Below are 19,805 nucleotides of genomic sequence, written 5' to 3'. Positions count from 1 at the left end.
CATGGAAAAGTATAAAGTGTGTCCGTACTGCGGCAAACATAATCCGCCTAAAATGCTGGAATGCGTAGAATGTGAGACGGATTTGTCAAATATAAGCGTAGTTGACAGTGAAACAGAACAAAAAAACAGAGAGAAGGAAACAGCGGGTGGGGCAGAGCCAATGCCTGAAATGGTGCGGATCTGCGACTGCGGGACCCACAATCCGGTGAGCGCCAGGAAATGTGTGAATTGCGGAGAAGACATATCTGATGTAATTCCGGAAACGGAAGGAGCAGGCGCGGAAAAGCAGACGCGCTATGTTCTTGCCGCCCTGGAGGGAGAATACGTGTACGAAGTGACTGAGCGGGCGGTCGTGGGGCGCGAAGCCGGGATGCAGGAATACTTGTCTTCGAAACCATATGTCAGCAGGAGACATGCCGAGCTGTGGGCGGAGAACGGCCATTTGTTTGTGAAAAACCTCAGCCAGACAAACTATACCTTTGTCAATAATCAAAAAATTCCTGAAGGAGATTGCGAAGTGCATGAAGGCGACGAAGTAGGGTTGGGGGGAAACATACAAAATGGGCGGAGACAGGAGGCCGCCGCATATTTTCAAGTGAGGACCGGTTCATGTATATAGCAAGATTGCTGTTTCCGGTAAAAGTCCTGGGGCCGGGAAACCGGATCGGCATCTGGATGTCAGGGTGCGGTCACAAATGCGCCGGCTGCAGCAATCCGGAATTATGGGAGCAGCGGGAACAGCAGCGGGTTACGCTGGAGAACCTGAAGAAAATGGTTGATCCGATATTTGAGAACTATGAGGTGGACGGGGTTACTCTGACCGGAGGGGACCCGTTTTTCCAGGCCGGAGACTTAGAAGAATTGCTGGCATACCTCTCTGTGAAAACCAGAGACATATTGGTCTATACCGGATATGAGTTTGAGCAGATCAGACAGAGGCACAGCAATCTGTTACAGTATATCTCTGTGATTGTCGATGGAAAATATATAGAAGAGCTGAATCATGGCACGGCATTAAGGGGATCGGATAATCAGAAAATCATATTTTTGGATGAGAGCTATAGGGAGCGGTATGCTGCGTATCTGGAGCAGGGCCCCGGCAGAATCCAGAATTTTGCAATGCCGGACGGAATTGTTTCAGTGGGAATCCATCTGCCCGGTTATGAAAAAAAACTGAAACAGAAAGCAAAAGAAAAAGGATTGGAGGAAATGCAGAATGGATGAGTACATTCCGAAATGGCATCGGGAATTGGATATATTCTGCAGAATAAAGCCCGTGATCCTACTGGAGGGGAACGTTTTGGACCGTTACCAGTATCCGGTGGAGGGCAGTATTGAGAAGGGCAGTATTGTTCGTCTTGCGGAATATCTGCATTATTACTTTAAAGATCAGGGCTATCAGAACATTGTTTTTTACGACAGTATCCGGGGATTTTACAACCACTGCGAAGACGGCTATCTGCAGAAATTTGCAGGGTTGGTGGGCGGCAGGGCTGACGGCGGCGCTCTGAAGGCAGAATTTAAGGGGAAAAATAATACTGCTGCGGTTATGATTCAAACCGCGGTTACACAGGCGGAAGAAGCCACCGTGGCGGTGCTGGATTTTGCTTCCCGGTATATTGCGGATCCCACCAATATGGAGCAGTCGGAAATAGACAGCTTTACAATTCTGCTGCAGTCTTCGCTGGAAGGCAGGGACGTCAGGACCGAGCGGGGAATCCTGAAAAATCTTGTAGTGATTCTTGTCAACAAAGTCAATGACGTTCCGGCATGGTTTTATTTAGATAATCCGAATGTGAAAACAGTCATGCTGAGGACTCCGGCCAAGGAAGAACGGGAAAAGCTGGTAAAAGGAGATAATTTCCCAAGCTTTTTTGCGGGAGACATCTATGATGAGGAGTTTCCTCATTATGTGGAATGTCCCGAAGAATTAGAAAAGATCCAGGACAGATTTGTAGCGTTAACGGAGGGGTTTACCTTTACAGAACTCAACGGTCTCCGGAGGCTCTGTAAAAACCAGCGAATTTCTATAAAAAATATGTGCGACGTGATCGATCTGTATAAATTCGGCATCAAAGAGAATCCCTGGAATACGCTGGATTATTCCGAGATGAAGCACGCATATGAAGATTTCCACAAGAGAGTGAAAGGGCAGGAGTGCGCGCTCACAAAAACGCTGGATGTAATCAAAAGAGCGATCACAGGTATGGCAGGCCTGCAGTCTTCGTCGCACAGCAAGCCTAAGGGCGTCCTGTTTTTTGCTGGTCCCACCGGAACAGGCAAAACGGAAACTGCGAAGACCTTAGCAGAGAAGCTGTTTGGCGACGAGAGCTGCTGCATCCGTTTTGATATGAGCGAGTATGGGCAGTCTCACAGCGACCAGAAGCTGCTGGGAGCGCCTCCCGGATATGTGGGATACGAAGCGGGAGGCCAGCTGACAAATGCAGTGAGAAACAATCCCTTTTCCATTCTTCTGTTCGATGAAATAGAGAAAGCGCACCCGTCCATATTGGATAAATTCCTTCAAATCCTTGAAGACGGGAGGATGACAGACGGACAGGGGAACACTGTTTATTTTTCTGAATCCATCATTATTTTTACAAGCAACCTGGGGATATACCGGGTAAATGACAGGGGGGAAAGATACCAGAGCGTTACCTCAGATATGTCCTACGATCAGGTGCAGGAAAAGGTTCGAAGAGGCATAGAGGATTACTTCAAGCTGCAGCTGGGAAGGCCGGAGATCCTGAATAGAATAGGTGAAAACATAGTCGTGTTTGATTTTATCAGGGAAGAGGCTGCGGATGAAATTTTGCTGTCGCAAATCAATAAGATTGTCAGCCGCCTGAAAACAGACAAAAATATTGCGCTGCAAATTTCTGCCCCTGCCAGGGAGACTCTTCGGGACAAGGCGATCAACAACCTGGACAACGGGGGCCGCGGGATAGGAAATATCGTAGAGAGCCTGCTGATCAACCCGCTTTCCAGATATATGTTTGATCATGAACTGTTTTCTGACTGCAGCATTACCATTGAGTCGATTGATGCAGTGAGTATGCCGTATTCACTGGAATGTACGGTTGAAAAGTAAAGGGGGATCGGGATGGCTGTAATATTTCTTTTGCTGCTGCTGTTTTTAGGAGGATTGGGGACGGTAAATCATATAAATTTTTTATTGGAAGCAGAGACAATAACCCCGTGGATTGTGACAACTGCCTGCGGCATTATTGTGTGTATCGTGGTTTTCGTTAATAGGTTTCGCGAAGAATCAAAAATTATGCCGGTGCTGCTCGTTATAGGGGGAGTTGGCATTGTGCAGCTGATAGTATATGGAAACATAGATATTCCATCATATATGAAAGGAGATGACGGATGGTCAACGTTAGCTTTTACTGCTTTAATAAGTCAAATTCCGTACTTATTGATAGGCTATGCAATTTCCTGGTACTTACAAAAAGTACTGAACAGAAAATTCAATGTCGCAGTTGATACATTAAAAATGGTATTGGACAATCAGATCGTTGCAGTTGACTGGATGTTACAAATTATTGGGGGGAATAATCGGTCAGATTGGCTGGCAGAAAAAGTTGTTGATTTATTTCGATTAATTGACGGTGATGAGCTGAGAGATGCATATGTTGTGGTGCAAAATGCAAAAAATGCAAATGTGATTCAAAAAGTCAGGGAAATATCTCCAAAAGCTGAGGTGACTATTTATGATAATCAGGCATTATCAGATATCGTTAAGAGTGTAGTGGAAAGACGAAACGAAATCAAGAATGAGATTGAAGAACTAATCAATTTAAGAATTTCTTATCATAATTTATTGTTTATTAAAAAAACGTTGAAAAACTACAATAGCGAGTTTTAGTAAAAAGAGGTGAGGCGGAAATGGCATTTCGGATGACTTATAGAATCCAAAAGGGCATATATAAAGAAAAGTGTGATGATTCCGCATTGCTTGGCACTTATATCGCGAACAACGAAGCGGGGGAAATAATAGCGGAGGGGCCGCTGAAAATTTGCGTCGGGGACGGCGTGGGCGGCAATGCAGGCGGTGATGAAGCCTCACTATTTGTCATGGACCGGGCGGCTAATATTCCGGAACAAATATCATGTGAGGATTTGACCGATTCTCTGAGAGAGATAAACCGCGCATTGATTGCCCATGCCGGCAAAATACAGGGCCATGAAACTATGGCGACTACCTTCACCGGACTGTTCCTCACAAAAAAGCAGGCGCTTCTTGCACATTGCGGAAATACCAGGCTGTATGCTGCGCAGGGCAGCTTTCTGAAACAAATAACAGAAGACCAGACGATCAGTCAATGGCTGATCAATACCGGGAACGCGGCTGCCGCGGAAGTTTGCAATAAAAATGAAATAAGAGGAGCGTTTGGCGGGGGGAATGTGAAATTTATCGAACCATTAGAAGTCAGCCCTGTTTTTGAAAGAGGACTGCCCGCGAAAATTCTGATGACATCTGACGGCGTACATGAGTATCTGAGCGCAGATGAGATGGAGGATATTCTGCGGGAGAATTCTTCCCGGGATGCGGCGGAGATTATGATTCAAAAAGCGGTTGCAGCAGGGTCAGAAGATGATTGTACAGTGATTATTATGGATACAATTTCTGATTCCACAATTTAAAACGATTAATATTTACAGGAATAGGATTACAATTTCTGCCCAGACTGTAGAAAAAGGGAATTGATAGAACAGGTGGGCAGGAAGCTGCGACAAAGAAGACCGCGCAGAGCTTGCCCAACAGAAAGGCTGGTTGGGAATGGAAGAAAAAGAAAAACAAAAAAAGGCGTATCAGGAATATGTAAAACAGGTGACGCCTACGCACAATATTTTCCTCAGCATGCTCCGCGCGTTTTTTTGCGGCGGTCTCGTCTGCCTGCTGGGGCAGGGGCTGATCAGCTGGTTTATGTCCTCCGGTATGGAGAAAGATGCTGCGGCCGCATGGGAGCTGCTTGTGCTGGTAGGACTGGCCGTGCTGCTCACAGGGTTCAACTTGTTTTCCAAGCTGGTAAAATTTGGCGGAGCAGGATTTCTGGTGCCGATCACAGGGTTTGCCAATTCTGTGGCTGCCCCTGCGATTGAGTATCAGAAGGAGGGGCAGGTTTTCGGCATTGGCTGTAAAATTTTCACCATTGCCGGACCGGTGATTCTGTACGGAATCTTCACCTCCTGGCTGTTAGGGCTGATCTATTTTATTCTGCAGCAATGCGGAGTTTTGGCATGAGGAGGGGCTGAATATGAAACAGGGAAAAGCAAGCATTCGGTTTGAACAGCCCCCGGAAGTGGTGGCCGCTGCGTCTGTGGTAGGCAAAAAAGAAGGCGAAGGCCCGCTGGGCGCCTGTTTTGATGAAATTGAACAGGATCCCATGGCAGGCCAGGATAACTGGGAGGCTGCGGAAAGCGAACTGCAGAAACGGGCCGCGGAGACTGCCATCCGAAAAGCCGCGGTGGGCAAGAGCAGGATCCGGTATATTTTTGCGGGAGACCTGCTGGGCCAGGGCATCGCTACCTCTTTCGGCATGGCCGGGCTGGGAATACCGGTGTTCGGCCTGTACGGAGCCTGCTCCACCATGGGGGAATCCCTGCACCTGGGAGCTATGACAGTAGCGGGGAACTGCGCGGAGTATGTGCTCTGCGCCACCTCCAGCCATTTCGGAAGCGCGGAGAAACAGTTCCGCTTCCCTCTGGAATATGGCAATCAGAGGCCTTTGTCCGCCACCTGGACAGTCACCGGGGCTGGAGCGGTGGTTCTGGGCCGCCAGGGCGGTACTGTCAGGATTACAGGAGCAACTGCGGGAAAAATCGTGGATTACGGCATCAAGGATTCCATGAATATGGGGGCAGCCATGGCGCCTGCCGCAGCGGACACGATTTACAGAAATCTTGTGGATTTTGGGCTGGAACCGGGATATTATGATAAGATCATCACTGGGGATCTGGGAACCGTAGGAAAGGAAATCCTGCTGCAGCTGCTGAAGGATAAGAACATGGATATTGAAAAACAGCATATGGACTGCGGCCTGGAGATCTATGACAATGAAAAGCAGGACACCCATGCAGGCGGGAGCGGCTGCGGCTGTTCTGCCACAGTATTGGCGGCCATGATCCTGCCGCAGATGGAAAAACGCAAATGGAGAAGGGTCCTGTTTGTACCAACGGGCGCCCTGTTGTCCACTGTCAGTTTCAACGAAGGCCAGAGTGTGCCGGGGATTGCTCATGGGATATCGTTGGAATATTAATTCCGGCTGCAGTAAAATTTTGTGAGAATCTGATATTGAGGAATACAGAGCAGCCGTGTATAATTATACCTTGAAGATAAAAGATTGGAGTGACACAGATGCAGGAAATAAAAGTTCATTTAAACAGCATCGGTGCTGTAAAGGAATTTTCCGCATTGATGAACAAGGTGGATACGAAAGTATCCCTGATATCCGGCCGGTATGCCGCAGACGCCAGATCCATCATGGGAATACTGAGTCTGGATCTGAGCCGGGCCATTGATGTAAGAGTGGAAGGAAAAGAGCCGGAGAATTTTCGGGAGATTATCCGGGAGTATCTGGTATCCTGACGATACTTGGGAGATGCGCAGGAAAGAAGTTCCTGAAAAGGAAATAATTGCAGAAAGCATGGAGAATGGCAGACGATGTATGAGACAGCCATTCTTCATGCTTTTTCATTGCTGCAAAGGAAACTGCGTTCCCTATGCAACAACCCCTCCGGGGGATATAGATCCTGTAAAAAGGAGGGGGCAGGCACTGTTCTCAGCGCCTGCCGTATTATGAAAAAAAAGTTTAGCTGTTTGTTGATTGCTATGGTTATAGTATAGAAACCAGATATGGAAATCCTGTGACGGTAATTTGAACAAATTGTGAAGGATTTCAAAGAAAAAAATGAATAATTTCCGCAGTGTGCAGCACCCTATTTTTGTAAGCAAAAGAATGGAGGTCTGATGATGGAATTTGTAAAAGCTTTTTTGGTAGGCGGCGTAATCTGCGCTCTGGTACAGCTTTTGATGGATAAGACAAAACTGATGCCCGGCAGGATTATGGTACTGCTGGTTGTGGCGGGAGCTATATTGGGAGCGGTGGGCATTTACGGCCCGTTTGCTGAATGGGCCGGCGCCGGCGCAACTGTGCCCCTGCTGGGTTTTGGAAACACATTGTGGAAAGGGGTCCGGGAAGGCATCGCTCAGGACGGGATTCTGGGGATCTTCAAAGGAGGATTCAAAGCCGGCGCAGTTGGAATCTCTGCGGCTCTTGTGTTTGGCTATCTTGCATCCCTGATTTTTTCACCGAAAATGAAAGATTGAGTTGCCGGAAGCCGGAGGATATGGTAAACTATCAATATGAAAAAATTACACTTCAGGAGAATAAATTACTGCTCCTGAGGCGGAGAGGGAGGAACTGACAATGACTTATGATATTCTGGCTTATGGGGCTGCGGGAGACGGCAGGAACAATGACGGGCCTGCGATTCAGGCCGCAATCGACGCCTGCGCCCGGGATGGAGGCGGCAGAGTCCTGGTACCAGGCGGCAGAACCTATAAGACTGGGTCGCTGGTGCTGAAGGATTATGTGGAACTGCATCTGGAGATGGGGGCTGTACTGAGGGCCAGTGAGAAAAAAGAGGATTACGGCGCGTTCACGGATATGGAGAAACTGGATACCGCTATCAAAGTCCCTACTTATATGAACTGCGAATATGCCGGGAAGCCTGAAAATTATTTTATATATGCAAAAGATGCAAAATATGTGGCCATTACAGGTTCCGGGAAAATTGACGGCAATGAAGAAATTTATTACGGGACCGTGACGAAATGGCATATTGACGGTTCTTATTATCCCCGCATCCCGCTGTTGTTTTTTGAACATGTGACGCAGCTTACCTTGACCGGAGTAACGCTCACCGGCAGCGCGTTCTGGACAACTCATCTGGTGGGATGCGAGGACGTGCTGATCGACGGCATACGGATTCTGAACAATCTGCGCCTCGCCAACTGTGACGGCATTGATCCGGACCACTGCAGGAATGTGCGCATTGCCAACTGCCATATTGAATCAGCTGACGACTGCATCGTGTTTAAAAATACCGGCAGCGCAAGGCAGTACGGCAACTGCGAGAATATAGTGGTGACGAACTGCACTTTGACCTCTACCAGCGCTGCGGTCAAGTTTGGAACTGAGAGTGAGGATACATTTAAAAATATCAGCGTGAGTAATTGTGTGATCACCCGGACAAACCGGGGGATTTCCCTGCAGCTGCGGGACGGCGGCGCCATCGAGAATTGTAATTTTTCCAATATCAGCATTGAGACAAGACGGTTTTCAAAGCACTGGTGGGGCGAAGGGGAGCCGGTTTCCATCACCGCAATAGACCGTAAACCGGGAGTAAAGGCGGGCAGGATAAAGAATATACGCTTCCAGAATATTAACTGCAAGGGCGAGAACGGTATTTTCATCCATGGTATGGAAAATAACCTTGTGGAAGACCTTTACTTTGAAAATGTGCGGGTGGAGCTGGTGGAGACCACGGACTGGCCGAAGATCAACCACGATCTGCGCCCTTGCGAGGGAGAAGGAATTATTCCGGGCACGCTGAACGCAGTGTACTGCCGTTACGCAAAGGGAGTAAAATTTAATAACCTGAAAATAGAGGTTCATGAAGAAGTGAAGAAGTTTGTGGAACAGGAAGTCGATGCGGCGGACACAGAGGATTTTGTGATTGCCTGAGCTTAAAATGAGGCGGGGATAACTGAAAATGATAAAGAAAAGAAAATGGAGCGGGATAGCTGCTCTTCTGCTGGCAGTCATTTTGGCAGCAGGCGGCTGCGGAAAACCTGTGGCTGCCCCGGAGAGCAGTGTTGTTGGCACAAGTACGGAATCACCGAAAGAAGAAAATACCGGTGCATCTACAGCCCAGCAACCAGGGGACAGGGAAACGGAGACAGATGCGGCAGAAACCTCTGCCGAAGAAACTGAGGTTGAGTCAGGGAAGGAAACCGAACCTTCTTCAGAAGAGCATTTTGAAGACGTTTCCGAGCAGGTAACAGCTGAGGCTTCAGTACGGCTGCGCCAGGCGCCGTCCACAGACAGCGCCGTGCTGGGCGTTCTGGAAGCAGGGCGGGGAGCGCTGCGCACCGGAGCCGGAGAGACCTGGAGCCGGCTGGAAGTGGGAGGCATGGTGTGCTATGCGGCCAGCAGGTATCTGCGCGTCGGTGCGCCGGAAACCGCCGGGGCGCCGGAGACTTCCAAGGCGCCTGAATCTGCCGCTCCCCAGCCCACTGTCCCAGTCCAGCCTCCTGTTACCGGGAGCGGAAGAATCGTGGCGATTGATCCGGGGCATCAGGGCAGAGGCTGGAGTGAGCTGGAGCCCATCGGGCCCGGCTCTACGGTGATGAAAGCCAAGACCACCACCGGAACCCAGGGCTGTGTGACAGGAATCCATGAATCACAGCTGAACCTGACCGTTTCCCTGAAACTGAGGGAAGCGCTGCAGGCCAGAGGGTACCGCGTATTCCTGGTGCGGGATTCCCAGGACGTCCTGCTGTCCAATAAGGACCGCGCAGATATGGCTAATGCCAGCGGCGCAGAGATTTTTCTGAGGATTCATGCCAACAGTTCCGCAAATTCAGCCCAGCGGGGCGTGCTCACCATGGCGCCCACCGGCGCAAATCCTTTTGTGGCCCATCTATCAGCTTCCAGCATTTCCCTGTCTCAGTCAGTGGTCAACCATATTTCAGCCAGGACCGGATTCCGCAATATCGGTGTTCTGGGTTCAGATGATATGAGCGGCATCAACTGGAGCAGGATTCCCGTGACCATTGTAGAGATGGGCTATATGTCCAATCCCGATGAGGACAGGGCGCTGAACACTCCGTCCGTACAGGACCAGATCGTCCAGGGAATCTGCGACGGGGTGGACGAATATTTTGCATCACATTGATAAGGAGAGATATACTATGCAGTTTGAAAAATTTCATTATGATTCCCTGAAATCCATTCAGGACAAAGCGGCGGAGCTGGGCGTGACGATCCCTCTGTCTGAGGATATGAAGATTCTGGCAGAGCCTATGACCTTTGGCAGCCACAGCGCGCCCAACCGCCTGGCGATCCAGCCCATGGAAGGCTGCGACAGCACGCCGGAGGGGGCGCCGGATGTGATGACCAAACGCCGGTACAGAAGGTTTGCCCAGAGCGGCGCCGGGCTGATCTGGTATGAAGCCACCGCCGTGGTGCGGGAAGGGCGGGCGAATCCGCTGCAGTCCATGCTGACTGAGCAGAATGTGGACGAGTTTAAAGCGCTGATCACTGAAACACGGGATTTCTACGCAAAGGAACACGGATATCAGCCGGTGATCATTCTGCAGGCCACCCATTCCGGGAGATATTCCAAACCTGACGCACCTGCTCCGATGATCGCCTGCCACAATCCTGTTCTGGAAAAAACGCCGCTGCCGGATTCCTGTATCGTTACAGATGATTATCTGAAAGGGCTGGCGGAAGCGTATGGACGGACCGCACGCCTGGCAAAAGAAGCCGGCTTTGACGGGATTGACATAAAGGCCTGTCACCGCTACCTGTTCAGCGAACTGCTTTCAGCGTACACCAGGCCCGGCATCTACGGAGGAGACTTTGAGAACCGCACCAGGATGATCAGAGAGGCCTATGCAGCGGCTGAGGCAGCGGTGACCGGAGATTTCATTTTTACTTCCAGAATGAATACATATGACGCGATCCCATATCCTTATGGTTTCGGAGTATCCAAAGAAAGCGAGCTGGTACCGGATGTGTCTGAGCCAATCGCCCTGATTAAGCGGCTGCAGAAGGATTACGGCCTGGAACTCATCGATTTGACCATCGGAAATCCTTATTTTAACCCCCATGTGAACCGCCCTTACGATATCGGCGCATACGAGCCCCCCTATCACCCTCTGGAGAGCGTTGCCAGAGCGGCGGAGTGCTTCCGCCAGGTGAAGGAAGCCTGCCCGGATGTGAAGGTGATCGGCTCCGCAGTGACTTACCTGCGCCAGTACAGCGCGAACCTGGCGGCAGGCATGGTGGAGCAGGGATACTGCGATATGGCTGGTTTTGGCAGACAGGCCTTTGCTTATCCGGAATTTGCGAAGGACATCCTGACAAAGGGCTGCCTGGATCCGAAGAAGTGCTGCGTCACCTGCAGCAAGTGTACGGAGCTGATGCGCAGCGTGGCTCCCGCGGGCTGCGTAGTGCGCGATTCGGAGGCTTATATGCCGCTGTACCGCCAGCATGTTCTGAATAATGAGAAAGATGTGCGCCATATGGTGTCCAATGTGTGAGGAGAATTGAAATGACAGAAAAAGTTGCAGTGGTGACCGGCGCCAGAAGAGGCATTGGTTTGGGAATTGCAAAACGTTTTCTGCAGGAAGGGTATCAGGTGCTGCTGGCGGCGGCTTCTCCGGAGAGCGCGGCAGAAGAACTGGTGGGGCAGCTGAATGAGCAGTACGGCCGGGAGGAGTCCCGGCCCGCCCTTTATCTGCAGTGTGATATTTCTTTGGAAGAGGACAGGAAAAATCTGTTCGCCTTTGTGCAGGAACATTACGGCAGGATGGATGCGCTGGTGAACAACGCAGGTGTGGCTCCCAATGTGAGACTGGACTTGCTGGATACCACGCCGGAAAGCTTTGAACGGCTGGTGCGGATTAATTTGGAGGGAACTTTCTTCATGTGCCAGGGCGGAGCGAACCTGATGCTTCGCCAGCTCCGGGAAGGCCTGGAAGATTTCAGGCCCAGAATTGTGAACATTTCCTCTATGTCAGCCTATACTTCTTCCACAAACCGCGGAGAATATTGCGTGACAAAGGCTGGGATTTCCATGGTGACGCAGCTCTTTGCGGACCGCCTTGCAGAGGCCGGAATCGGCGTTTTTGAGGTGCGTCCCGGAATTATTGCCACGGATATGACAGAAAAGGTACATGAAAAGTATGCGAAACTGATCGAAGAAGGCGTAACACCCATCAGGCGTTTCGGCAGGCCGGAAGATGTGGCGGACTGTGTCTGGGCTGCGGCCGGAGGGCTGCTGGATTTCGCCACAGGCCAGGTGCTGAACGCGGACGGAGGCTTTCATATCAGAAGGCTGTGAACTACAGTTCAGGCAGAAGGCGGTAAAGTATGGCGGAGTGGAAAATCAACGGAATTACGATTCCGGTACTATGTTTTGATACGATTGTAGTGGGAAGCGGCTGCGCCGGATTCAACGGCGCGGATTGGCTCTGTTCCCTGGGGCAAAAGAATGTGGCGCTGGTGACAGAAGGGAGAAATCTGGGGACTTCCCGCAATACCGGAAGTGACAAGCAGACGTATTATAAACTCTCACTGTCCGGCGGCGGGGCAGATTCCGTGGAAGAGATGGCGGAAACTCTTTACTCCGGCAGCGGAGTAGACGGTGAAACAGCCCTGGCGGAGGCCGCGGGTTCTGTCCGTTCGTTTATGAAGCTGGCAAACCTGGGCGTGCCGTTTCCCACAAACCGTTTCGGAGAGTATGTGGGGTATAAAACGGACCACGACCCCCGCCAGCGGGCTACTTCAGCAGGGCCGCTGACTTCCAGGTTTATGACAGAAAAACTGGAGGCCTCTCTGACGAAGTGGGAGGCCTGCGGCGCGGCGGAGGTCCTGGACGGCTGGCTGGCAGTCAGGATCCTAAAAGAAAAGGGCCGTGCCTGCGGGTTGCTGTGCGTGGAACGAAAGGAACAGGAAAAGCAGGATTATGGACTGCGGGTGCTGTTGGCTGATGCAGTCCTCTGGTGCTCCGGAGGTCCGGCCGGGCTGTACGAGGATTCCGTCTATCCGCTGGGGCATCAGGGAATGACGGGAATTCCCATGCTGGCAGGCGCACAAGGCGCTAACCTGCAGGAATGGCAGTACGGGCTGGCTTCTGTAAAATTCCGCTGGAATGTGTCCGGCACCTACCAGCAGGCGCTGCCCAGATATGTGTCTGTGGACAAAGAAGGGCAGGAACACGAATTCCTTCCAGAATACTTTGACTCTCCGGAAGAAGCGCTGTCAGCCGTCTTTCTGAAAGGCTACCAGTGGCCTTTTGATATCCGCAAGCTCCCTGGCTCTTCTGTGGTGGATATGCTTGTCTATCACCAGAAATATGATCTGGGGAGAAGGGTTTATCTGGATTTCAGGAAAAATCCCTCTGGTCTGGAGCAGGGCTTTGAAGGCCTGTCCCAGGAAGCCCGCGTATATCTGGAGAAGTCAGGGGCGGTGGGCGGAACACCTTATTCCAGGCTGGAAAAAATGAACCCGCAGGCCATTGAGCTTTACCGCGCCCATGGAATAGATCTGGCGGAAGAAATGCTGGAGATCAGCGTCTGCGCCCAGCATCAGAACGGTGGGCTGAGGGTGGATTCGGACTGGCAGACTACGGTTCCCGGCCTGTACGCGGCAGGAGAAGCGGCAGGGACGTTTGGCATATACCGGCCCGGCGGCAGCGCGCTGAATTCCACTCAGGTGGGGTCCATGCGGGCCGCGGAGCATATTGTCCGGCGAAGACGCAGAAAGGCAGGAGTGGCTGAAGAGAAGTCAATTTCCGCCGTCTGCGGGCTGGAGGAGCCGGTATGTCCCCCCGCTGCGGTTCAGGTGGAAGAAGCATTGAACTGGCTGATGAACTTGGGCTGCAGTCTGGCGGAGAAAAAAAGCCAGGAAGAACGACAGGAAAGCAGTAAAAAATCTCCGGCAGAACTGCGCCGTATGCTGCGCCGTGAGATGAGCAGGTATGCCGCAGAGCTGCGGTCTTTGGATGAGATCAGGGCTCTGAAAGAACAGACCTGCAATATGCTGAATCATCTTCAGGACTATGCGGATTGCTCCGGCAGCAGCCCCGAGCACTGCTTCCGGCTGCTGGACCAGCTGGCTGCCCAGACCGCGGTGCTTTCCGCCATGGAGCTGTCGGGAGAGAGGTGGAGCAGCAGAGGCTCTGCCCTGGTGCTGGAAAGCGGGGGAAGAGTCCCTTGTACGGGTCTGGAAAGTCTGGCCTATGCGCCGGAACGGCCGGACGCTTCCAATCAGAGGGTGCTCACAAGGCTGGAGGAGCAGGGCGCGGTGTCCTGGACAGAAGAGGTCAGGCCTGTTCCGGAACGGGATCAGTGGTTTGAAACTGTCTGGGCGGATTATCGGGAGAGGATGGAATAAAGAAAGAGATGGAGGTTCTGCCGGAATCATTCCGACAGAACCTCCATCCAATATTCATCATAAATTGCTTCTGCGTCAGGCCCCAGATATTGAAATACTTCGCATTCCTCCAGCAATTCCTCATCCGGAAACAGCACCGGATTTTCCAGCAATTCTTCATCCATCATTTCCATGGCGCCGGTATTAGGAGTGCCGTAGGTGATGTAATCAAAATTATCATAGGCGATGTCCGGGCGGCACATGAAATTGATCCAGGCCTCCGCGTTTTTCTTGTTAGGAGCATTGGCGGGGATTACCCAGGAATCAAACCAAAGATTGGACCCTTCCTTTGGAATCACATATTCCAGGTTTTCATTTTCCTCCTGGGTATACAGGGCCTCACCGGAATAGATCACCCCGATCGCGGCTTCATTTCCGATCATCATATCTCTGACCTGGTCGATGACATAGGCCTGTACCAGAGGTTTTTGCTCGATCAACAGGTCCCTGGCGGCAGCCAGTTCCGGCTCGCTGGTGGAATTCAGCGAAAAATCCAGCTTTTTTTCAGCTACCGCAAAAGCGTCCCGTACAGATTTCTGCATCAGGATTTCGTTTTTATATTTGGGGTCCCACAGGATATCCCAGCTGTCCACCGGTTCCTCTACCATGGTTTTATTATACAGGATTCCTACCGTACCCCAACAGTAAGGGACAGAATAGGAGTTTTCCGGGTCGAAAGCCCGGCTGTACTCCAGATACTCGCTGCCGATATATTTCAGATTGGGGACATTGGAAAAATCAATGGGCTGCAGGAGGCCGTTTTCCCGCATCTTCTGAATCATATAGTCAGAGGGGCAGATCACATCATAGGCCACCGCGCCGGATTCTACTTTGGGATACATTTCCTCATTTGTTTCAAACATGTCATAGATCACCTGTATGCCGGTTTCTTCCTCAAATTTTGCAATGACGTCTTCCCCGATGTATTCTCCCCAGTTGTAAACGATCACCTGCCCGTTGGGGTACCGGCCGCTGTTATCCTCCCGGGAGCTGCCGCAACCGGCTGAGGTGAAGGAAATTACCAGGGCAGCTGCCAGGAAGAAATAGTTTCTCTTTGTCATACGGCCTCCTTTTTGCGCTTCGGGCGGCCCGCCAAAGCCAGCAGCACCAGAGCGGCGATGAACATGATGGTGGATAGCGCGTACATGGTGGGCTGAATGCCCCGGCGCACTTCACTATAAATCAGGGTGGACAGGGTATTGATGCCTGCGCCTTTTGTAAAATGCGTGATAATAAAATCATCCAGGGACATGGTAAAGGCCATCAGAAAACCGGAGAGGATGCCGGGAAAAAGTTCCGGAAGAACGACCTTCACAAAGGCCTGCACAGGGGCCGCCCCCAGATCCATGGCGGCTTCATAGGTGCTGCGGTTTGTCTGGCGCAGCCGGGGCAGGACGCTGAGCACCACGTAAGGAATATTGAAGGTGGTATGGGCGATCAGAATACTGCCGTAGCCAAAGGTGATTCCGAAAGCGATGAATACCAGCATCATGGAAATGCCGGTCACAATATCTCCATTCAGCAATGGGATATTGTTCAGCGCAAGAAAAAGCCCCTTTGTGGATTTGCGCATACGGTTTATTGCAATGCAGGCCAGAGTACCGATTACCGTGGCGATCAGGGCGCTGAAAAACGCAATGGAAAGCGTGTTCATCAGCGCCTCCATAATTTCAGGGCTGTCCAGAAGTTTTTGATACCAGTCCAGGGTAAATCCGCCCCATTTGGCCCGGGACTTGCTGCTGTTGAAGGAGAGCACCATCAAAGTGGCGATGGGCGCGTACATCAGCAGGAAAATGATGCCCAGATAGGCATCGGCCAGAATACGTTTCAGCCGTTTCATCAGAATGCGTTTCCCTCCCCGTTTTTATCATATTTGTTCAGGACGGCCATGCTGATCAGAATGAAGATCATCAGCACCAGCGACAGGCCGGAACCTACATGCCAGTTGTTGGCAGTGGTGAATTTCTGCTCGATAATGTTCCCGATCAGCAGTACCTTGCCTCCGCCCAGGAGATCGGAAATCACAAAGGTGGTGAGCGCGGGAATGAACACCATGGTGACGCCGCTGATGATGCCGGGCACGCTCAGGGGCAGGATCACCCGGAAAAAAGTCTGAAACGCATTGGCTCCCAGGTCTTTTGCCGCGTTGATCACATCATTGTCTATTTTCATCAGGCAGTTGTAGACGGGCAAAATCATGAAGGGCAGGAAGTTGTAGACCATACCCAGCACAATAGCGGCCGGCGTGTTGATGATCTGCAGCGAAGGAAGCCCCATAAGATCCAAAAGGGCATTGATTACGCCGTTTTTCTCCAGCAGCGTCCTCCAGGCCAGCGTGCGCAGCAGAAAATTCATCCACATAGGCAGAATGAACAGAAATACCATGAATCCTTTCCGTCCGTTTCCCCGGCTGCGCAGGATCATCGCCAGAGGATAGGACAGCGCCAGGCAGATCACTGTGCTGAGCAGCGAAAGGCCCAGGGACAAAAGCAGCGCTTTCATATAGCCCCGCTGCGCCAGCAGAGTCAGGTTGTCCATGGTAAAAACACCGGTCCTGTCTGTCAGGCCGTACACGCCGACCATGCACAGAGGGATGATGGTAAAGGCGATCATCCACACCAGATAGGGGCCTGCCAGCAATGTTTTGGACAGATTCTTTTTAATCTTCAATGTGAACAGCCTCCTCATCCTCCGATTCCGGTTTGTTCATGATCTGAATATTGAAGGGGTCCACGCGGATGCCCACCTGTGTGCCCACAGGCCACATGCGGGTGCTGTGCACCAGCCACTCGAAGCCGCAGGCCTGCACCTCCATCTCATAGTGCACACCCTTGAAGATCATATGGCTCACCACCCCGGTGAGGCCGCCCTCCTCCGGGGCAGTCAGCTCCACATCTTCCGGGCGGATCACCACATCCACAGGCTTATTCCGTCCAAACCCCACGTCCACGCAGGGGAACTTTGCGCCCAGGATCTGCACCAGCTTATCCTCCAGCATCAGCCCGTCCAGGATGTTGCTGTCTCCGATGAAGTCTGCTACAAAAGCATTTTCCGGCTCATTATAAATTTTTTCCGGAGAGCCCATCTGCTGAATATACCCCTGGTTCATGACCACAATCTGGTCTGACATGGTCAGGGCTTCTTCCTGGTCGTGGGTGACATAAATAAAGGTGATTCCCAGCTCGTTTTTCAGACGGATCAGTTCATACTGCATATCCTGGCGCAGCTTCAGGTCCAGAGCGCCCAGCGGTTCGTCCAGCAGAAGGACTTTGGGTTCATTCACAATGGCCCTGGCAATCGCGATCCGCTGCTGCTGGCCGCCGCTGAGAGAATCAGGCATGCGGCGGCCATAGCCGTCCAGGTTCACCAGTTTCAGCGCATACTGGATTTTATCCTGGATATAGGATTTGCTTTTATTTTTAATTTTCAGGCCGAAAGCAATGTTGTCGGAAATATTCATATGAGGAAAAAGCGCGTACTTTTGGAATACGGTATTCAATTCTCTTTTATAAGGAGGCAGGGAGGTGATATCAGCGCCGTCAAAGATCACCTGGCCTTGATCCGGCGCCTCAAAACCGCCGATAATGCGCAGCGTGGTAGTTTTTCCGCAGCCGCTGGGGCCAAGCAGGGTGACAAATTCATTTTCATGGATGGTCAGGTTCAGGTCATCCAGAACCAGCTGCCCATCGAAAGATTTGGTGATGTGTACTAAATCGATCAATGTATTGCTCATGTTTTCTCCTTTGTTCAAAAACTGGGCGGCGAACTTACCCACAGCAGTACAGCCCCCTGTTTTGAAGTGATATAATGTTTGGTATCCGCTGTAAAATAGAAGGATTCTCCTTTTTTCGCCCTGCAGGTGCGGCTTCCCAGGGTGATGGTGACTGCGCCGGACAGAACATAGCCAAATTCCTCCCCCTCATGGGGATTGTCAGGATAAGTTGAACCGCCCGGCTCCAGCGTCAGGAGAATGGGTTCCATTTCATTTTTCTGCGCGTTGGGTATGATCCATTGAACTTTGTTTTTCAGTTCCCCATCCTGCTTTTCAAAGTAATCGTTCTTTCCGAATACAATCTGCTCCTCTGCGGCCTCGTTGAAGAAATCATTGACAGTCGTGCCAAGGCACTGGAGAATGTCCAGCAGCGTGGCGATGGAAGGGGAAGTCAGGTCCCGCTCCAGCTGGGAGATAAATCCTTTGGACAGCTCCGCCCTGTCCGCCAGCTCTTCCTGTGTCAGCCCCTTGCGGACGCGCAGTTCTCTGATCTTTTTTCCAATTTCCATTTCGGTATCCATTCCTTTCCTGCAGAAATCCTATCAGAAAAAGTAAAAGTAAAAATAAACCAAAAGTTTAGAATTACTAAACAGCGTTATTATATACTATGGCGGCTGATTTGTCACCTGGTATTTAAAATTTTTTTCGGAACCCGTCCCCAGGTCAGATTTTTTCTTGTAGAACCAGAGGAAATGTGCTATGATATCCCTATCATACAACACAGGAGGAATAGAAAATGAGCCAGAATTATACAGCATATATCGGCAGCTATACGTTCCATGGTTCCAGCCAGGGGATTGCTGTCTGCGATGTGGATATGGAGAACGGGCAGATGACAGTGCGCAGCGAAGTTCCGGTGAATAATGCGGCCTATCTGACAGTCTCAGCGGACAAGCGTTTTCTTTATGCTGTAGTGGATGAAGGGATCGCGGCGTTCCGGGTGCTTTCCAATGGAAACCTGAGGCATCTGAACACTGCGGGCATCAAGGGAATGCGCGGCTGCTATGTTTCCACAGATAAGAGAAACAGATACATTTTCGTGGCGGGATATCATGACGGGAAGGCTACAGTGCTCCGTCTGAACCAGGACGGATCGGTGGGAGACATCACTGCTGAGATCTATGACCGGGGAGTGGGCAGCGTGGCGGAACGGAATTTCCGGCCTCATATCACCTGCGTGCGTCTGACGCCGGATGAAAAATTTTTGTGCGTGGCAGATCCGGGCATCGACCAGGTGAAGATATACAGGTTCAACCATGAAGATGGATCGCTGCGGATGGTGGACATCATCCGCTGCGAACTGGAATCAGCGCCCCGTCATCTGGGCTTCAGTCCCGACGGGCGGCATATGTATCTGCTTTCAGAACTGAAAAACTATATTACTACTTATGATTACAATGGGGAAGGGTCCCATCCGGAATTCAAATTTAAACAGCTGGTGTCCACCCTTCCCAAGAAATACAATGAGATCAGCGCGGCCTGCGCGATCCGCATGAGCAGGGACGGGAAATATGTGTTCTGTTCCAATGCCGGCGACGACAGCGTGGGGATTTTTTCCAGGGACGAGGAGTCAGGGCTGCTCTATCAGGAGTCTGTCCTTCCTATCAGCGGTGAATATCCCAAGGATATTATCCTGTTTCCTGACGGAAGGCATCTGGCCAGCCTGAACCAGGATTCTAATTCAGTGACGTTTTTTAAGATTGATTATGAAAAAGAAGTGCTGATGATGCACGGCGCTCCTATCCGGCTGGATTCTCCCAACAGCGGCGTGATTGTCCCGCTGCCTGAGAACTAGG

General features: G+C 51.2%; 21 protein-coding genes. 16 read left to right on the top strand and 5 right to left on the bottom strand.

Going from position 1 to position 19,805, the window contains the following annotated elements:
* The first annotated feature begins 1 nt into the window (after position 1).
* From EV209_RS03115 to EV209_RS03050, 15 genes are all read left to right on the top strand, one after another.
* The gene (locus tag EV209_RS03115) at positions 2-619 is read left to right on the top strand and encodes an FHA domain-containing protein (protein ID WP_130432950.1); all 618 of its coding nucleotides are present in this window, start codon (positions 2-4) and stop codon (positions 617-619) included.
* Entirely contained in the window at positions 610-1,224 is a 615-nt protein-coding gene (locus tag EV209_RS03110; protein ID WP_130432948.1) for a 4Fe-4S single cluster domain-containing protein, read from the top strand. The genes EV209_RS03115 and EV209_RS03110 overlap by 10 nt, the downstream gene beginning before the upstream one ends.
* Entirely contained in the window at positions 1,217-3,091 is a 1,875-nt protein-coding gene (locus EV209_RS03105) for an AAA family ATPase (protein WP_130432946.1), read from the top strand. Before EV209_RS03110 ends, EV209_RS03105 begins: the two co-directional genes overlap by 8 nt.
* 12 nt (positions 3,092-3,103) lie before the next feature.
* Complete coding sequence (locus EV209_RS03100) at positions 3,104-3,871, top strand: hypothetical protein (protein WP_130432944.1); 768 nt, start codon at positions 3,104-3,106, stop codon at positions 3,869-3,871.
* A 32-nt stretch (positions 3,872-3,903) separates the two neighbouring features.
* A complete protein-coding gene (locus tag EV209_RS03095; protein WP_165388794.1) occupies positions 3,904-4,650 on the top strand; it encodes a PP2C family protein-serine/threonine phosphatase in 747 nt (248 codons plus the stop codon).
* 136 nt (positions 4,651-4,786) lie between these two features.
* Positions 4,787-5,251, top strand: coding sequence for a SpoVA/SpoVAEb family sporulation membrane protein (locus tag EV209_RS03090; protein WP_130432940.1), 465 nt, complete (start codon positions 4,787-4,789; stop codon positions 5,249-5,251).
* 13 nt (positions 5,252-5,264) lie between these two features.
* Positions 5,265-6,266 carry a stage V sporulation protein AD gene (gene spoVAD / locus EV209_RS03085; protein WP_130432938.1) on the top strand — a complete coding sequence of 334 codons (1,002 nt, stop codon included), beginning with the start codon at positions 5,265-5,267 and terminating at the stop codon, positions 6,264-6,266.
* A gap of 98 nt (positions 6,267-6,364) precedes the next feature.
* Positions 6,365-6,595: an HPr family phosphocarrier protein gene (locus EV209_RS03080; RefSeq protein ID WP_130432936.1), complete on the top strand. Its 231-nt coding sequence runs from the start codon at positions 6,365-6,367 to the stop codon at positions 6,593-6,595.
* 13 nt (positions 6,596-6,608) lie between these two features.
* Entirely contained in the window at positions 6,609-6,809 is a 201-nt protein-coding gene (locus EV209_RS16215) for a hypothetical protein (protein ID WP_165388793.1), read from the top strand.
* Between the two features lie 170 nt (positions 6,810-6,979).
* Positions 6,980-7,336, top strand: coding sequence for a stage V sporulation protein AE (spoVAE, locus tag EV209_RS03075; protein WP_130434141.1), 357 nt, complete (start codon positions 6,980-6,982; stop codon positions 7,334-7,336).
* Positions 7,337-7,436: 100 nt separating this feature from the next.
* Positions 7,437-8,756 carry a glycoside hydrolase family 28 protein gene (locus tag EV209_RS03070; protein ID WP_130432934.1) on the top strand — a complete coding sequence of 440 codons (1,320 nt, stop codon included), beginning with the start codon at positions 7,437-7,439 and terminating at the stop codon, positions 8,754-8,756.
* A 28-nt stretch (positions 8,757-8,784) separates the two neighbouring features.
* On the top strand, positions 8,785-9,969 hold the full coding sequence (locus EV209_RS03065; RefSeq protein WP_130432932.1) for an N-acetylmuramoyl-L-alanine amidase: 1,185 nt from the start codon (positions 8,785-8,787) through the stop codon (positions 9,967-9,969).
* Positions 9,970-9,985: 16 nt separating this feature from the next.
* Entirely contained in the window at positions 9,986-11,341 is a 1,356-nt protein-coding gene (locus EV209_RS03060) for an oxidoreductase (RefSeq protein WP_130432930.1), read from the top strand.
* Between the two features lie 11 nt (positions 11,342-11,352).
* Complete coding sequence (locus EV209_RS03055; RefSeq protein ID WP_130432928.1) at positions 11,353-12,144, top strand: 3-ketoacyl-ACP reductase; 792 nt, start codon at positions 11,353-11,355, stop codon at positions 12,142-12,144.
* 29 nt (positions 12,145-12,173) lie between these two features.
* Positions 12,174-14,198 (top strand): FAD-binding protein, encoded by a 2,025-nt coding sequence (locus EV209_RS03050; protein ID WP_130432926.1) that lies wholly within the window; start codon positions 12,174-12,176, stop codon positions 14,196-14,198.
* Positions 14,199-14,224: 26 nt separating this feature from the next.
* Here EV209_RS03050 and EV209_RS03045 read toward each other — a convergent pair whose 3' ends face one another.
* From EV209_RS03045 to EV209_RS03025, 5 genes are read right to left on the bottom strand one after another with little or no spacing between them, the layout of a single operon-like run.
* Positions 14,225-15,298, bottom strand: coding sequence for an ABC transporter substrate-binding protein (locus EV209_RS03045; RefSeq protein ID WP_130432924.1), 1,074 nt, complete (start codon positions 15,296-15,298; stop codon positions 14,225-14,227).
* The gene (locus tag EV209_RS03040; protein WP_130432922.1) at positions 15,295-16,083 is read right to left on the bottom strand and encodes an ABC transporter permease; all 789 of its coding nucleotides are present in this window, start codon (positions 16,081-16,083) and stop codon (positions 15,295-15,297) included. Before EV209_RS03040 ends, EV209_RS03045 begins: the two co-directional genes overlap by 4 nt.
* Positions 16,077-16,925: an ABC transporter permease gene (locus EV209_RS03035; RefSeq protein ID WP_130432920.1), complete on the bottom strand. Its 849-nt coding sequence runs from the start codon at positions 16,923-16,925 to the stop codon at positions 16,077-16,079. The genes EV209_RS03040 and EV209_RS03035 overlap by 7 nt, the downstream gene beginning before the upstream one ends.
* Positions 16,897-17,970 (bottom strand): ABC transporter ATP-binding protein, encoded by a 1,074-nt coding sequence (locus EV209_RS03030; RefSeq protein ID WP_130432918.1) that lies wholly within the window; start codon positions 17,968-17,970, stop codon positions 16,897-16,899. Before EV209_RS03030 ends, EV209_RS03035 begins: the two co-directional genes overlap by 29 nt.
* A 14-nt stretch (positions 17,971-17,984) precedes the next feature.
* Positions 17,985-18,518, bottom strand: coding sequence for a helix-turn-helix domain-containing protein (locus EV209_RS03025; protein ID WP_130434139.1), 534 nt, complete (start codon positions 18,516-18,518; stop codon positions 17,985-17,987).
* Between the two features lie 227 nt (positions 18,519-18,745).
* On the opposite strand from EV209_RS03025, the gene EV209_RS03020 reads away from it, so the two are divergent.
* Positions 18,746-19,804, top strand: coding sequence for a lactonase family protein (locus EV209_RS03020; protein ID WP_130432916.1), 1,059 nt, complete (start codon positions 18,746-18,748; stop codon positions 19,802-19,804).
* The last annotated feature ends 1 nt before the right edge of the window (position 19,805 follow it).

Origin of the sequence: Cuneatibacter caecimuris (assembly GCF_004216775.1) — a bacterium.
Taxonomy (GTDB): Bacteria; Bacillota; Clostridia; order Lachnospirales; family Lachnospiraceae; genus Cuneatibacter; species Cuneatibacter caecimuris.
This window is presented reverse-complemented; position numbering and strand designations above follow the sequence as displayed.

What these genes read in the sequence shown, in the direction of transcription:
- EV209_RS03070 (WP_130432934.1), top strand. Translation starts at nt 7,437, where the DNA reads ATGACTTATGATATTCTGGCTTATGGGGCTGCGGGAGACGGCAGGAAC.
- EV209_RS03020 (WP_130432916.1), top strand. Translation starts at nt 18,746, where the DNA reads ATGAGCCAGAATTATACAGCATATATCGGCAGCTATACGTTCCATGGT.
- EV209_RS03100 (WP_130432944.1), top strand. Translation starts at nt 3,104, where the DNA reads ATGGCTGTAATATTTCTTTTGCTGCTGCTGTTTTTAGGAGGATTGGGG.
- EV209_RS03060 (WP_130432930.1), top strand. Translation starts at nt 9,986, where the DNA reads ATGCAGTTTGAAAAATTTCATTATGATTCCCTGAAATCCATTCAGGAC.
- EV209_RS03035 (WP_130432920.1), bottom strand. Translation starts at nt 16,925, where the DNA reads ATGAGGAGGCTGTTCACATTGAAGATTAAAAAGAATCTGTCCAAAACA.
- EV209_RS03055 (WP_130432928.1), top strand. Translation starts at nt 11,353, where the DNA reads ATGACAGAAAAAGTTGCAGTGGTGACCGGCGCCAGAAGAGGCATTGGT.
- EV209_RS03110 (WP_130432948.1), top strand. Translation starts at nt 610, where the DNA reads ATGTATATAGCAAGATTGCTGTTTCCGGTAAAAGTCCTGGGGCCGGGA.
- EV209_RS03080 (WP_130432936.1), top strand. Translation starts at nt 6,365, where the DNA reads ATGCAGGAAATAAAAGTTCATTTAAACAGCATCGGTGCTGTAAAGGAA.
- EV209_RS03095 (WP_165388794.1), top strand. Translation starts at nt 3,904, where the DNA reads ATGACTTATAGAATCCAAAAGGGCATATATAAAGAAAAGTGTGATGAT.
- EV209_RS03050 (WP_130432926.1), top strand. Translation starts at nt 12,174, where the DNA reads ATGGCGGAGTGGAAAATCAACGGAATTACGATTCCGGTACTATGTTTT.
- EV209_RS03115 (WP_130432950.1), top strand. Translation starts at nt 2, where the DNA reads ATGGAAAAGTATAAAGTGTGTCCGTACTGCGGCAAACATAATCCGCCT.
- EV209_RS03105 (WP_130432946.1), top strand. Translation starts at nt 1,217, where the DNA reads ATGGATGAGTACATTCCGAAATGGCATCGGGAATTGGATATATTCTGC.
- spoVAE (WP_130434141.1), top strand. Translation starts at nt 6,980, where the DNA reads ATGGAATTTGTAAAAGCTTTTTTGGTAGGCGGCGTAATCTGCGCTCTG.
- spoVAD (WP_130432938.1), top strand. Translation starts at nt 5,265, where the DNA reads ATGAAACAGGGAAAAGCAAGCATTCGGTTTGAACAGCCCCCGGAAGTG.
- EV209_RS03065 (WP_130432932.1), top strand. Translation starts at nt 8,785, where the DNA reads ATGATAAAGAAAAGAAAATGGAGCGGGATAGCTGCTCTTCTGCTGGCA.
- EV209_RS03045 (WP_130432924.1), bottom strand. Translation starts at nt 15,298, where the DNA reads ATGACAAAGAGAAACTATTTCTTCCTGGCAGCTGCCCTGGTAATTTCC.
- EV209_RS03090 (WP_130432940.1), top strand. Translation starts at nt 4,787, where the DNA reads ATGGAAGAAAAAGAAAAACAAAAAAAGGCGTATCAGGAATATGTAAAA.
- EV209_RS03030 (WP_130432918.1), bottom strand. Translation starts at nt 17,970, where the DNA reads ATGAGCAATACATTGATCGATTTAGTACACATCACCAAATCTTTCGAT.
- EV209_RS16215 (WP_165388793.1), top strand. Translation starts at nt 6,609, where the DNA reads ATGCGCAGGAAAGAAGTTCCTGAAAAGGAAATAATTGCAGAAAGCATG.
- EV209_RS03025 (WP_130434139.1), bottom strand. Translation starts at nt 18,518, where the DNA reads ATGGAAATTGGAAAAAAGATCAGAGAACTGCGCGTCCGCAAGGGGCTG.